Consider the following 13159-nt stretch of genomic DNA (forward strand, 5'->3'; position numbering starts at 1 on the left):
TCCATAGCAAATATGCTAATTAAAGGACTCCTGTTAATACATTAATATATTAGCAGAGCAATTAAGCTACTGACAGGTATGTTTATGCCCTGATTTAGATCACCAGATCAGGATCACCAGGATTACAGAATATTTACTCTCCGGATCATTCAAAATTACGTTAAATATCGGCTTGAATAGCATCAGGGATAAAATTGAATACAAATCTTACTTAAATTTCAATAAAATAACGAGGTTTTAATAATGAGATGGCAAGGCAGTTCCAGAAGAAAAGCTACCGGTGGAAAGATTATTGCTTCCCGCGGAAAGCGCAAATTTGAAATGGGCCGCGAATCTGCGGATACCCGTATCAGCGACGTAAAGAGAAAGAACGTTCATACTATGGGCGGCAACAGGAAAGTAAGACTTCTTCAGTCTAACATTGCAAACATAACCAACCCTAAAGACGGAAAGACAGTTACCGCAACAATCGAGACTGTAGTTGACAATACTGCCAACAAGCACTATGTCAGGCGTAACATTCTGACAAAAGGCTCAGTTATAAGGACTCCCGTGGGCACTGCCAGAGTTACAAGCAGACCCGGACAGGATGGAGTTATAAACGCTGTATTAATTGAATAAATTAAATAATTGAAGAGAGCCCTGACCCCTTCCGGGGTTCTGTGCCAATTCTTCCTATACTTTGTGCCGGTGGTCAATATGGACGAAAAAATTCAGCATATACTGGAAATTCTTGAAAACGATGCCCGAACAAGTCCTGAAGAAATTGCAACCTTAACAGGAATGTCTGCACAGGAAGTTTCCCAGACGATCGCAAAGCTTGAAGAAACAGGAGTTATCCGGCACTACAAAACCATAGTTGATTGGGACCTGGTTGGGGAAAATTACGTTTACGCAGTAATCGAGTTGAAGGTTACTCTCGAGCGTAACCAGGGCTACCAGGCAATTGCAGAACGGATTTATAAATTCCCGGAAGTCAGGTCTGTCAGGCTTCTGTCCGGGGACTATGACATCTCCCTTACTGTTCGGGGGAAGTCGATGAAGGATGTGGCCTTTTTTGTGGCAGAAAAAATCGCTACTCTTGACCAGGTTCAGAGTACGTCCACGCATTTCGTGCTGAAGACCTATAAAGAAGACGGGGTAATCCTTCATGAACCGGAGTCAATTCAAAGACTCCCGGTCTCGTTTTAATGCGGGACTTCTAAATTTTATCCCTTTTATCCCGTTTTACATTTCATCTGACTTAAATAATTTTTTATAGAGGTGTTTGCTTGAGACCTCCATGCGATCCTTCAAAATTCGTTGCGGAAGCTGTAAAGAATATCCCTCCCTCAGGAATACGCCGTTTTTTTGACCTGGTTTCCGGATTAGAGGATATAATCTCTCTCGGTGTAGGAGAACCTGATTTCATTACTCCCTGGCACATCCGTGAGATGTGTATACACTCGCTTGAAAAAGGGCAGACCTCATATACCTCTAACTATGGGCTTCCTGAACTCAGAGACGAACTGACGAGAACATACTACAGGCGCTACGGCCTGGACTACAATCCTGCATCCGAAATCCTGATCACTACAGGAGTAAGCGAAGCTCTTGATATAGCAATCCGGGCAGTGGTAAACCCGGGAGATGAGGTAATTGTGGTTCAGCCTTCCTATGTGGCATATGTCCCTTCCGTAATCCTGGCAGGAGGCAAACCTGTAATTGTTTCAACACACAGGGACGACGACTTCAGCCTCACTGCAGAAGCCCTTGAGCCTGCAATCACTGATAAAACAAAGGCAATCGTCCTTAATTTCCCTAACAACCCCACAGGCGCAATTATGCAAAAAGAAGGAATGGAGGACATAGCAGACCTTGTTGTTGAAAACGATTTATTCGTAATTTCTGATGAGGTTTACGAGTGCCTGACTTATGAAGGCACACATGTCCCATTTTCCTCCCTTGAAGGCATGAAGGACCGTACTGTCATGCTGAACGGCTTTTCCAAGGCATATGCAATGACAGGGTTAAGACTTGGCTTTGCCATGGGAGCTCCGGATATTATCCATTCGATGATGATGATCCACCAGTACTCCATGCTCTGTGCGCCCATAACTGCCCAGGTAGGAGCAATTGAGGCTCTGCGCAATGGGAAAACTGAAATGGAGCGGATGGTCAGGGAATACGACCGGCGCAGGCATTTTATTGTAAAAGGCTTCAACAGCATAGGGCTTGAATGCTGCAACCCCAGAGGCGCTTTCTATGCTTTCCCTTACATAGGGGAGACCGGCCTTTCTTCTTCTGACTTTGCAGAACGCCTCCTTGATGAAAAGAAGGTTGTTACAATTCCAGGAGATGTATTCGGAGAAGCAGGTGAAGGTTTCCTGCGCTGTGCTTATGCAGCATCTCTTGATGATATTAGAAAAGCAATCGAAAGAATGGGAGATTTTGTAGACGGATTAAAACAATGAGTCTGGCCGAATCTTTATTCGGTCTATTTTACTTATTTTAGATTCCTTTTTTGATTCCTTAATTTTGATCCCTTATTTTAATCCTTTATTTTTGATTCCTTAATTTTGATCCCTCATTTTGATCCCTCATTTTTCTCTTCAATTTAGTTTTTTCCTTCATTTGACATTCTTTTACTCTTGTTTTTCATGTTCGACTCTGTCATCATCCATCCGGGCGGCGAGGGCATTTACTTTGTCGTCCATTTTTTCAATTAGATCGTTCATCCTGCTGTACCATTCATCGACATTTTTCTTAACCATCTGTTTCATTTCCTGAGGCTCGATGGCTACATACTCGTAATAGTATCCTCCGCCGTCAATGGATTTTGTTTCCCTGTAGACAATTCCGCAGGATATGAGGTTCTGTAGAGAGCGGTATGCAGTGCTTCTTTCCCTGTTAAGAATTTCTCCAAGTTTTTCTGCTGTTAGAGGTCCGTGCATAATTAGAGCCTTGTATGCATCGATGTCGAGGGACTTCAAACCGAGTACGCATTTCACCATGTCTTCGCATCTGAAACTTGCTCTGATCATTTCATGAATAGAATTCGTCATAAAACCACTATTTGAGACGGTTTGCCCTGTTGATTTACTATTTATTTCAATTTTGGAGATGCCGGCCAGCAATTACAGGCATTGTACAGAAATGGGCTGAGGATGCTCATAAAACAGAAAACCTTGCTCCGGTCTCAAGATTTGCTTTTAAAAGCATATTCCCAATTATGTAATTCTCATTGCGTGTTATTTGATTACCAATATCGGTGAATATACTTATAAACTTGTTTCTCTCTTTTTATACCGTTATTTTTCTCAGAGAACGTCAGCTAAACATTTCACCTTATCTTTTCTGGAGGTTTAAAAACTGCTTCAGGATATTCTGGTCAGGAAATTATATATATAATTCCCTGACTCAATAAGTTCGAGGTTTATGAAGCCCATTATCCCTGAAAATGAACGTTCTAAGGAGCCTCTTGATACCGAGAGAATAATTTACCATCCTGATATGGTAAGAGCCAATGACTGGGTTCTTACAGAGTACGAAGCCCCTTTCAGGAAAGTGTGTATTTTCGTTCCCTGCGCCAAGAGGAAACCGTATCATGAGAGCCCGTCCCATAAAAAATTCGACCGGATAATTTTCGGAATTCTTAAGCCCGAGGATGTGCACATAGTGACCTTCGGAACCTGCGGGATTGCTCCAAGGGAACTTGACACTCAGTACCCTTTCATGAATTATACTTTCATGATGGGCAAGTGCAACGTGACAAAGATCAAAAGGGATTTCATCAGAATTGAAAGCGAAAGGATTGCCGCTTACCTTGAAAAAACGAGGGAAAACTACAGGCACAGGATAGCTTACTGCATAGGGGATTTCCGGACTGCAATGGAAAAAGCCCTTGAAATGGTAGATATAAAAGTTGATATCGTCCCCAGGGAGGATACGATTCAAAAGATGATTCAGCCTGATAAAGCCTTCATTTATAATAGCCTATCATCTAAAGAATACCTTCAGGACCTTTCCGATGCAATTACTGATGCGTTCGGGCTTCCAAGAATGGAGGTAGGCTTAAAGGAAGATCTCTCTGTTGACGATACCGACTGGTACGTTCTTTAATCCTGCTCAATTCTCCTGTTAAGTTTTTTCTCTTCAGTTCCTTATCTGTTCAGAAGTTCCTTATCTGTTCAGAACTTTGAGACAAAGGTTCTTGCCTGCCAGAGGGCGAAGACCGCAAGGACCAGGATAAGAACCATCCACATTATGTCTGCTCCTGGGATGAAGGAATTCTCCCAGTATGCATTGTAGGCTTCCATGGCAGCTTCCGTTTGTACCATCTTTTTCTCCTCTTACATGTATCTCACACAGGCGTCCGAACCTCGAACCTTTCCGAAATCCGTAATTACATACTTATGCAGCAGAAACCCTTTTTTATAGATCCCTTCTTCGTCTACTCTCTGTTCCAGATCCTTGAGCATTCCTCCTGAAGAAAGCTCAATAATATCAAAGTTGATGCTGTCCCTGCCGTAATCTCCCTGCATGTTGTATTCCTGCTGGATTTTCGAAACGATCTCATAGTTCCAGTGCTCCTGCCCATCCAGGAAAAGTTCCAGAATCCTGAATTTTATCGGGCGGTTTTTTCCCATCTCTTATCATCCCCTCAGGGTTTCGATCTCTGCAGCTTCTTCGGTGAACATCACGAAACTTCCGATGATACAGAGAGTCCCTCCAACGAGGATAGTCCACTGAGGCACATCACCGAAGAACAGGAAAATGAAAATAACCGCAAAAAACCCGTACAGGTTTCCAATTCCCTGGCCTCTTCCTACACCTATCAACGGGAACGATTTATACCATGACACATAGCAGAATCCGAAGGTAATACCTGCAAAGATCAAAACCAGAAGAGCCATTGGTTCAAAAGCCTGAATTGCATAGGTATACATCGGAAAACCGACAATTGCCAGAATAGGCACAATAATGATCCACCAGATAATGTTTTCTCCAAGGAAACGCAGTGTCAGGCCGGCATCCGGTTCTGCTATGTCCAGACCTTTACCTGCGATAGCACCTTCTATTCCCCAGCCGACTGCAGCCATAAGGCCGCCAAGATATCCTATCCAGGGGACATTACCTGTCCCAAGTTCGGTAATCAGTCCGCCTCCGAAGATCGTAACTCCGCCTATAATTATGACAATAATCCCTGTTGCTGCCCTTTTGGTGATTTTCTCTCCGTACCAGTAGTAAGCAAGTATGGACCCTATAACCGGATAAAGAAGAGCTGCAACAGCTGCGAATGCTCCCCCTATGAACCCCATAGCCATAAAAGACCCGAGAATTGCTATAGGTCCCCCGAAAATCGAAGCGAAGAAGAACCACTTGGAACAGGGACTAAATTCCTTGAGTGTTCTCGAAAGTTCTCCGAATTTTTGCAGCACTCCATTCCAGAGCATAAGTGCAAGCATAACAGTCAGGGCATTAAATGCAGTTATCAGGGCTGCAGTAACAACGAGAGAAACCCCATCTCCGTTTGTTTCAGCAATTGCTCCGAACATTTCATCAAAAGGATTAAGCACCCATATTACAGTTCCAGGCAGATACCAGATCCCCCAGAACACAGCACAGAAAAGAGCCCACATATACCCTTTACTTACTCTTCTCCTGCTTTCCTGTTCTTTCAAAGCTTTCAGATCTATGCCCACTCCTCCTTTTGCTAAATTTATCTGGCAGGTGTCCAGAGCCTGCCCTTGTAGTCTCTTTTGATTCTCTGGACTGCCTGCTCTTACGATTATCAGACCTTCAGGGCTGCCTTTACCTTGGAGACCGCATCGTTTGCACTCTCACCATAGATGTCTGCGCCGATCTTATCAGCCCAGTCCTGGGTGACAGGAGCGCCTCCTACCATGGTCTTGACCTTGTCGCGGGCACCTGCTTCTTTGAGCTGCTCTTCGACCTGGATCTGGTTCACCATTGTAGTCGTCATAAGTGCGGAGGATGCAACAACCTGAGGTTTAAGTTCCTTCGCTTTTTCTACAAAAGTCTTGATCGCAACATCTCTTCCAAGGTCCACAACTTTGAAACCGGCAATGTTAAGCATGGATGCTACAATGTCCTTTCCGATGGAATGAATGTCGCCTTCGATAGTTCCTATAATGACGGTCCCGAGGTTCTTGGTCTGGGACTTACGCTTCTCCATTTCCGGCGTAATAACTTCCATGCCGGCTTTCATGGCCTCAGCAGCTGCAAGTACATGGGGAAGGAAAAGAGTTCCCTGCCCAAACTTCTCCCCTACTTCTTCCATGCCTGCAGTAAAGCCCTTTTCAATGAGCTCTACAGGGTCAATTCCTGCAGCAAGACCTTCCTCTGCGACTTCTGCTGCAAGTTCTTCGTCAAACTCGGTAATCGAATTTTTTGCTTTTGCTATAATCTCTTCTTTGCTTGCCATCTTTTTTCCTCCCTGGTCTTAGCCCTCTTTGAAAGCTCTGTCAGCCCTGTCAACGATTGCCTGCATATCTTTGAGAATGTCTCCATCGATCGGTTTGACTTCGTGGTTCTTGAGGACGTCCATAACTTTTTCGTGTGCGACTGTAGCAAGGTCCTTTGATCCGGCCGCTGCCCAGTCTCCAAACATGCGTCTGTCAATGAGCATAGGGTCGGATGGATAGTCTATAAGCTGCCTTGTCTGTTTAAGTGCAAGGAAGTTGTTTCCGATACCCACTTTCTGGATAGATTCTACTGCAAGGGTTTCAGAGGAAACCGGGATTCCCTGCATTGCTTTCTTGACCATGCTGAAGATATCATTGTCAATAACGAGCTGTTCCATAGAGAAGGTCATTCCGAGCTCAAGCATTCCGGCCCCGTAGATAGTATTGGCACCGGCGAGGGCAGGCAGGAGGGTGGTTATGGTCTTTTCATGGCCTGCCTGGTCGTCCGGAACCTTGGAGTCAGACTAGGAACCTGCCACGTAGGAGGGAAGGCCGTAGAACTGGGCAAGCTTTGCGACTGCAGCGCTGATAAGACCGAGTTCAGGAGAACCGACAGGTGCAGTCCCTTTCTTGAGGTCGAAGGTAGTTGTTGAGCTTCCGTACCAGACTTTTGCTCCGGGTACGGTAAGCTGGGCAAGAACGATACCCGAGAGGACTTCGGCGTTGTGTGTTACGAGGGTTCCTGCAAGGTAAACAGGAGAAGAACCGCCTGCCATTGCCATACTCAGGACATTTACAGGCATTCCGAAACGTGCCCCCTTGATGATAACCTGGCAGGCATTGACACTGAGTTCGAGCGGGCTGGTCGGGCAGAGCAGCATGGAGAAGATTGGCTTTTTCCTTGCTTCTTCTTCGTCGCCGCCGTAATATGCAGTTACAATATCACGGTAGTATTCGACGTGCTCTCCTACAGGGTCAATGTGGTGGAAGTGTTTTGAGGTGCTGGTGATAGGAGTGAATGTCTCGTGGACATCCTGGGCACCTTTTCCAGCCCAGTCCCTTGCAGACACTGGCAGGGAGAAATAGTCAATATTTTCTGCCCAGTCACAGAGTTTTGCAATGTCTGCAATATCCTTTTCGACGGAATCAATGGTTACATATTTCCCATCCTGGTACTTGCACATCTTGACGCCGGTTCCAAAACAGGTCCAGTGTACTTTGCCCCCGGCTTCCTGGACTGTGTTGTTCTTTTTGTCACGTCCCCAGAGAACAAACCTTGAAGGCGCGAGCTTCAGGGCTCTTCTTACAAGGTGTTCGGGGATCTTTACGACATTTGTTTTTTCGTCAACTTCACAGCCATTTTCTTTGAAGATCTGTCTTGCCTCGGGATCAGAAACCTGAATACCCGGATCCATAAGAACTTCCATTGTGGCATAATGAATAGCTTTGAGTTCATCAGTAGTAAAAAGGTTTAATTCTACGCCATTAAGTGCGTGGAATCCTGCAACTGCATTATTTTTTGCCATTCTCTATCTCCTTCTCCTGAATATATTTCGGTTTGCTTTGCTTCTCATTTTGCTGAGTTCACTTTACTCAGGGCAGGTCCGTTTTATCTTAGAGTCCATTTTTATCTTAGTTCAGGATGCAGAGACTATATAAGAAAAAGTACTTTTACACGAAATAAAGGATTTTTCATGTAGATGCGGAACTAATTACAAAATAAACTTCAGATTTTTGATTCCTGTTTCGGTCAAACAGGCAAAACCTGAACAAAAAATTAAATCCAGTACTTTCCCCCACTTCCTTAAAGCCCGCACTTCTCCCCATTTTTCGCTTTAGAAGCAATCCATTTTTTGCCTCTGCGAACGCTTTTTTATAGTATATTTTATACTATTCTACTTATTTTAATTTGATTATTTTTCTATATATATTTTCCTGACAATCCTGTCTTTTTTCCAGTTTTCTTGCTTCTCTTACGGCTTCTTTTTATCTTTCCGGATCTTTCTTGTTCCGGTTTATTTAGTCTGTTTCCTGAACAACTCACAGGAGTTTATCTTTATGCCGAGCAGTTTCTCGATATTCATTTTTGCAGCAATGCCTTTTGCAGCACCCGGTACTGATGTGATAACTCCAATGTCAAGTTCTTCGCGAAGCTCGCGCATTATGTATTCATCAGCAAGGTCCATTGTATCGACATTAAGTTTCTTTGCCACGTATTCCTTAGCTTCCGAAATGCGCATGTTCTTTGAGAACTGCATCCTTGCAACAAGGTCTCCTGCTGCTCTCATTCCAGTCATACCTGAAGCCATTATATGGGAGATCGGCATACCCAGAGGGTCGCCGACCCCGATCTATATGCCGTCTACTCCGGCAATCTCGACCATTGCTTTGCTTGCCCTTGTAACGGCATCAATCGGAGGAGTTTCAAGCATGGGAATTCCGCCGACACCCATACCCATGTCAACATGGCAGGGAATTGGAGAAGCCTTAACAGCTGCCTTCATGAAAGTTACTGCACGTGCAAGGTTCCAGGGAGAGGTCTTGCTTGTGTTGGTATTGCACACGGGACCGAAAACGTTTGCACCTGCTTTTGCAACAAGAGGAGCCTGCTGGTGGGGCCAGAGACCTGCAAGGGTAACTCCGTCATACTGGAGGTTTCCATGCATTCCAAGCACCATTTCTCCTGCCATTCCTACTTCTATATACATATCAGGGAACTCTTTTCTGAGGGCTTCAACCGCATGCAGGGTTCCGTACATGTCAGCGTCTCCTGCAGCTGCAGTTGTGTCAAAGTTAACCCCGTCTGCACCGGAAGCAAAGAGTTTCTGCATAACCCATACGGTATCCCTTGTAAGGTGCTCGGCTGCATGTTCCATGGACTCCCAGGCCTCCTGAATCTTGAAAGCCTTCATAAGGTCTCCGGGGTTCTCGAAAGGTCCGTCAGGAGTATAATACAGTCCCATATTCGGCATTGCGCCGTAAAAGAGCGGGATGATCATATTCTGCTGGCACACTTCCATTGCCTGGCACTCGTTTGCGACAACAGGTTTTACTGGCTTGAAACTGTAGTCAATGTGCCCGAGTTCCATAGTATCTGCGCCAAAAGCCCTCTCATGCACCATGCAGCCGACAAGGCGGCTGGAAGGAATGCCTACACCGCTATTTCCCTGGTCGCCGTCAAGCCTCAGAGTCCCTATGTCGTGTGTTACCGGGATTTCCATGCCGTGTTCAACGCTTACGGACTTTCCGGGCATCATAAGGATTGCAGCCATTTTCTCTATTTCATCCCCGCTTAATGCAGGAATCTCTCCGAGATCAGCAGCGTTTGCAGTTCCGGCTTCCAGTTCCTCCATAATCTTCTCTTTAGTAAGAAAGATCCTCTTCCCGTCTCCCATTCTCAAAGCATATTCGGTTGCCATCTCTTTTCACTTCCCTACAAGCAGTTCTTTTGCTTTTGTAACAGCTTCACTTGCATTTTCGGCGTAGCAGTCCGCGCCTATTTTGTCAGCCCATGCCTGGGTTGCTGGGGCACCCCCTACCATGACCTTTACTCTGTCCCTCATTCCTTCTTCTTTAAGAAGCTCTATAACTTCCCTCTGGCCCTGCAGGGTTGTGGTCATGAGTGCGGAAATCCCTATCATGTTTGCGTTAACTTCTTTTGCTTTCTCGATAAAATTCTTTATGGGAACGTCCCTGCCTATGTCGTAAACTTCAAAGCCAGCGGACTGCAGCATGGTTGAGACTATTGATTTGCCTATATCGTGTACATCTCCTTCGACTGTGCCGTTTACAATAACCCCCAGTTTTTTTGTTCCGGCCCCTGAAGGCATGTCGGCTTCAAGGAGTTTAACTCCTGAAGTCATTGCATCCGCAGCCATCATCACATGCGGAAGAAAGAGTTTTCCTCTCTCAAACAAAACTCCGACCTGGTTCATTCCTGCTGCAAGTCCTTTTTCAATAATTTCTGCAGGCTCCATTGTTTCCCTTGCTTTCTCTACGGCTGCAAGCACTCTATCCTTTTTACAGGAAATTATTGCATCCGAGAGTTCCTGAAGTAACTCTTCTTTACTTGACATTTTAAACACCTTTTCTCCGAATTCCTTTTACTATTCCCAATCTTTACAAAGTTCACAATCTTCCTGTCATGGAAGATATGATTTTTTCAGTCATAGCCAGGCCAGAAGGCCAGGATGACCGATAAGTTATATGATCAAGGAACCGTAATTCGAGAGGCTTCCTTCGAGCTTCACGAAACGGTTCGGTATAATAACAATCAAGTTATTTCCTGAACAATAACCCCATAATCCCCTCTATTATCTTACATGCCTGCGCTCCGGTTTTCACCCCCCTGTAACCAGACCATAATTTTGCAATGTTTGAAAATTTGCAACTTTTAAACTTTGAAATGATTGCTTTCTATGGGAAGATCTGGCCCCTGGGATATACAGGCAGATCTTCCGGTTTGGACCTGAACTGAGTTTTTCCTGGTAGCTTCGATAAATTTCATATCCTCAAAAACCTCCCAGGTATTTCAGCAAGTTTTTTGAGAAACAATCTCCTGTGGTTCACAGGTTCTGCCAGCGAATTTGCAGGTAGGTTTTAGCAGCCTTATCGTACAACAAGCACCTGTGTTCTGGCATGCCTTATGACATTTTCAGCTACACTCCCGAGAAGGAACTTGCTAAGTCCGGTTTTTCCCAGAGAACCCATAACTATCAGGTCAATATTGTTTTTTTCTGCAAAACTCACTATTTCATCACCAGGAATACCTTCCAGCAGCTCTGTTTCCAGTTCTGCATCAGCCTTTTCTCCAGCTTCCCTGGCTGATTTGAGTGCTTCCTCCCCTTCCTGAGTTAAATACTCAGTCACCGCTCTCCCCGAACCAAAGCGATTTGCAATAACATAGACAACATAAATCTGTGCTCCGAATAATCTCGCAAACCGTATTCCGTAAGAAACTGCTTTTTTAGCAACGTCCGAACCGTCGGTTGCGATCAATATTTTATTATAAAGCCCTTTATTCATATTGCACCTCTAACTTCCGGTTCATTCAATTCTTTTTGCCCTGGTTTTTCCGCTTTATCTATTTCCTGCTGTGAGTAGAACCAGAGCGGGATATATAAAGCCAGTACGATGAACCCGACCAGGGTGGATGTCCATCCAATCTCAAGGCTGTTGAGAAACACAATACCTATAAAACACAGGGGCAGGTTGAAAAGCCCAAAAGCCAGTGCAACGAATTTCCAGCCTCCCGGAGCTTTGAAAGGTCTTTCAAGCCCGACAAGGTTTGGATCAAGCTTTGCTTTTACATACGCAAAGAGGCTGATTCCGTTAGCACAAACATATCCTATGGCTGACGCTGCCAGAATCGCCGTAGGGGTCCTGAAAAATATAAGTGCCATATTAAAGACTCCGATAACAATCATTGAAAGCACAGGAGTCCCATAGGCGTTCAGTTTTCCAAAAACCCTTGGCAGGTTCCCCTCAACAGCCATAGAGTGCATTGCTCTCGCCGAGCCGAGGAAAGCGGTCTGTATAATCAGTATCATAGCTGCAACCAGCATAATGATAGCTGCGAGTGTGCCTATGGGACCAAAAGCTGCCCTTGCTACTGGAAGCATCGGAGAAATCGGTTCTGCTAGAATTCCTTCAATCCCCAGAGTTCCTGTGACTGATGCCTGTACCAGGACATATGAGAAAAAACATATTACTCCGCAGGAGAAAAGCGCCTTTGGCACATCGGAGTTCGGCTTTTTATATTCGGGGCCATAAATAGCTGCGGTTTCCCAGGCACATGCGCTCCATTGGGCCATTGCAAAAAGCCCAAGCAAGATAAGAATATGCTCCATATCCCATGCCCAGTCTTCCGGAAACCAGGTGCCTGTAATGTTGTTAAGCACAAAATTTCCTGTAAAGAATGGAGCCAGTGTAATTATAGTAAGGGGTATAAGGGAAATAGCTGCCAGCAAGTATCCAATAAATGCTCCGCTGGAAAGTCCGCGGTAACTGACAAGAATAAGCGCTGAAAATATCAGAGCACCTGATATCAATGATAATTGAAACTCCGTAAATGTTGCAGCAAGAGCAGGGATTAATCCGTGCAGGTAACTCCCTACAAGAATCGCAAAGATCGCAAGCACGGGATTCCAGGCAAACCAGTAACTCCAGGCGCTGAACCCCCCTATCAGTTTCCCTTTATCGTATTTTACTCTTTTTCCTCTGTTTTTGAATACATTCTGCGCGAAGCCCGGGAGCCCCGAAGCTTCAGGAAATGCTGTTGCAAGTTCCCCATAGGCAAGGTTCTGCATGAAACCCTGAAATACCGATAGTCCCCAGACTATAATTGCAAATGACCAGACCCAGCTGGCAAAATACCCAATAGAAGGCAATATTAGCAAAGGCACGCCTATAGCAATCGCAAGCCCCTGTTTCCAGTCGATAGTTCTCTCAAGCGTGCTTGGCTCACAGACTACCTTGACGCATTGTTCTGCATGGCTCCAGTCAACAGCTCCTTCCGTACCCTCCCCTTTTTCGTCACTCGTTGTTAACTCCCCCTTCAATAGAGAATTGATTTTGATTATTATTTTTGCTTACTGCTATCCTTTTTTATGACTTTGACTGCTTAAGCAAGAATAAAATCCGTAATCATTTCCTGTTCAAAACCTGCCAGAAATTTGAAATTTATCAGATTGATTTCTCTGAAACCCCGTTTTTCTCATTTCTTTTCTCCCTCTACCGGTTTGCGTAAAAAT

Annotated in this window: 12 protein-coding genes and 2 pseudogenes; 4 read left to right on the plus strand and 10 right to left on the minus strand. The window is 44.9% G+C overall.

The features are described 5' to 3' along the window. Positions 1 to 243 precede the first annotated feature (243 nt). The 3 genes from RSJ42_RS01280 to RSJ42_RS01290 all read left to right on the plus strand — a co-directional run bounded on the left by RSJ42_RS01280 (position 244) and on the right by RSJ42_RS01290 (position 2453). Positions 244 to 621 (plus strand): 30S ribosomal protein S8e, encoded by a 378-nt coding sequence (locus RSJ42_RS01280; RefSeq protein WP_410508938.1) that lies wholly within the window; start codon positions 244 to 246, stop codon positions 619 to 621. A gap of 78 nt (positions 622 to 699) precedes the next feature. Then, complete coding sequence (locus RSJ42_RS01285; protein WP_410508939.1) at positions 700 to 1191, plus strand: Lrp/AsnC family transcriptional regulator; 492 nt, start codon at positions 700 to 702, stop codon at positions 1189 to 1191. Positions 1192 to 1271: 80 nt separating this feature from the next. Further along, entirely contained in the window at positions 1272 to 2453 is a 1182-nt protein-coding gene (locus RSJ42_RS01290) for an aminotransferase class I/II-fold pyridoxal phosphate-dependent enzyme (RefSeq protein ID WP_410508940.1), read from the plus strand. 171 nt (positions 2454 to 2624) lie between these two features. Here RSJ42_RS01290 and RSJ42_RS01295 read toward each other — a convergent pair whose 3' ends face one another. Next, positions 2625 to 3044 (minus strand): helix-turn-helix domain-containing protein, encoded by a 420-nt coding sequence (locus RSJ42_RS01295; RefSeq protein ID WP_410508941.1) that lies wholly within the window; start codon positions 3042 to 3044, stop codon positions 2625 to 2627. A gap of 373 nt (positions 3045 to 3417) precedes the next feature. On the opposite strand from RSJ42_RS01295, the gene RSJ42_RS01300 reads away from it, so the two are divergent. After that, positions 3418 to 4101, plus strand: coding sequence for a DUF5591 domain-containing protein (locus RSJ42_RS01300; RefSeq protein WP_410508942.1), 684 nt, complete (start codon positions 3418 to 3420; stop codon positions 4099 to 4101). Between the two features lie 68 nt (positions 4102 to 4169). Here the strand turns inward: RSJ42_RS01300 and RSJ42_RS01305 are convergent, their stop codons facing one another. From RSJ42_RS01305 to RSJ42_RS01345, 9 genes and pseudogenes are all read right to left on the minus strand, one after another. Next, the gene (locus tag RSJ42_RS01305) at positions 4170 to 4319 is read right to left on the minus strand and encodes a hypothetical protein (protein ID WP_410508943.1); all 150 of its coding nucleotides are present in this window, start codon (positions 4317 to 4319) and stop codon (positions 4170 to 4172) included. Positions 4320 to 4331: 12 nt separating this feature from the next. After that, positions 4332 to 4628, minus strand: a complete 297-nt coding sequence (locus RSJ42_RS01310; RefSeq protein ID WP_410508944.1) for a hypothetical protein — start codon at positions 4626 to 4628, stop codon at positions 4332 to 4334. A gap of 6 nt (positions 4629 to 4634) precedes the next feature. Further along, a complete protein-coding gene (locus RSJ42_RS01315) occupies positions 4635 to 5678 on the minus strand; it encodes an EamA family transporter (RefSeq protein ID WP_410510282.1) in 1044 nt (347 codons plus the stop codon). Between the two features lie 95 nt (positions 5679 to 5773). Next, positions 5774 to 6427 carry a methyltransferase cognate corrinoid protein gene (locus RSJ42_RS01320; protein WP_410508945.1) on the minus strand — a complete coding sequence of 218 codons (654 nt, stop codon included), beginning with the start codon at positions 6425 to 6427 and terminating at the stop codon, positions 5774 to 5776. Between the two features lie 18 nt (positions 6428 to 6445). After that, a pseudogene (mttB, locus tag RSJ42_RS01325) lies at positions 6446 to 7933 on the minus strand ([trimethylamine--corrinoid protein] Co-methyltransferase). A 489-nt stretch (positions 7934 to 8422) separates the two neighbouring features. Continuing rightward, positions 8423 to 9826, minus strand: a pseudogene (mtbB, locus tag RSJ42_RS01330) ([dimethylamine--corrinoid protein] Co-methyltransferase). Positions 9827 to 9832: 6 nt separating this feature from the next. Next, positions 9833 to 10483 carry a dimethylamine corrinoid protein MtbC gene (gene mtbC, locus RSJ42_RS01335; protein ID WP_410508946.1) on the minus strand — a complete coding sequence of 217 codons (651 nt, stop codon included), beginning with the start codon at positions 10481 to 10483 and terminating at the stop codon, positions 9833 to 9835. Between the two features lie 532 nt (positions 10484 to 11015). Next, positions 11016 to 11432 (minus strand): universal stress protein, encoded by a 417-nt coding sequence (locus RSJ42_RS01340; RefSeq protein ID WP_410508947.1) that lies wholly within the window; start codon positions 11430 to 11432, stop codon positions 11016 to 11018. Beyond that, on the minus strand, positions 11429 to 12967 hold the full coding sequence (locus RSJ42_RS01345; protein WP_410508948.1) for an APC family permease: 1539 nt from the start codon (positions 12965 to 12967) through the stop codon (positions 11429 to 11431). Before RSJ42_RS01345 ends, RSJ42_RS01340 begins: the two co-directional genes overlap by 4 nt. Between the last annotated feature and the right edge of the window lie 192 nt (positions 12968 to 13159).

Origin of the sequence: Methanosarcina hadiensis (assembly GCF_046529725.1) — an archaeon.
Taxonomy (GTDB): Archaea; Halobacteriota; Methanosarcinia; order Methanosarcinales; family Methanosarcinaceae; genus Methanosarcina; species Methanosarcina hadiensis.

Excerpts from the sequence above, each read along its gene's own strand:
- mtbC (WP_410508946.1), bottom strand. The coding sequence starts at position 10,483 with ATGTCAAGTAAAGAAGAGTTACTTCAGGAACTCTCGGATGCAATAATT.
- RSJ42_RS01285 (WP_410508939.1), top strand. The coding sequence starts at position 700 with ATGGACGAAAAAATTCAGCATATACTGGAAATTCTTGAAAACGATGCC.
- RSJ42_RS01305 (WP_410508943.1), bottom strand. The coding sequence starts at position 4,319 with ATGGTACAAACGGAAGCTGCCATGGAAGCCTACAATGCATACTGGGAG.
- RSJ42_RS01295 (WP_410508941.1), bottom strand. The coding sequence starts at position 3,044 with ATGACGAATTCTATTCATGAAATGATCAGAGCAAGTTTCAGATGCGAA.
- RSJ42_RS01300 (WP_410508942.1), top strand. The coding sequence starts at position 3,418 with ATGAAGCCCATTATCCCTGAAAATGAACGTTCTAAGGAGCCTCTTGAT.
- RSJ42_RS01280 (WP_410508938.1), top strand. The coding sequence starts at position 244 with ATGAGATGGCAAGGCAGTTCCAGAAGAAAAGCTACCGGTGGAAAGATT.
- RSJ42_RS01340 (WP_410508947.1), bottom strand. The coding sequence starts at position 11,432 with ATGAATAAAGGGCTTTATAATAAAATATTGATCGCAACCGACGGTTCG.
- RSJ42_RS01320 (WP_410508945.1), bottom strand. The coding sequence starts at position 6,427 with ATGGCAAGCAAAGAAGAGATTATAGCAAAAGCAAAAAATTCGATTACC.
- RSJ42_RS01310 (WP_410508944.1), bottom strand. The coding sequence starts at position 4,628 with ATGGGAAAAAACCGCCCGATAAAATTCAGGATTCTGGAACTTTTCCTG.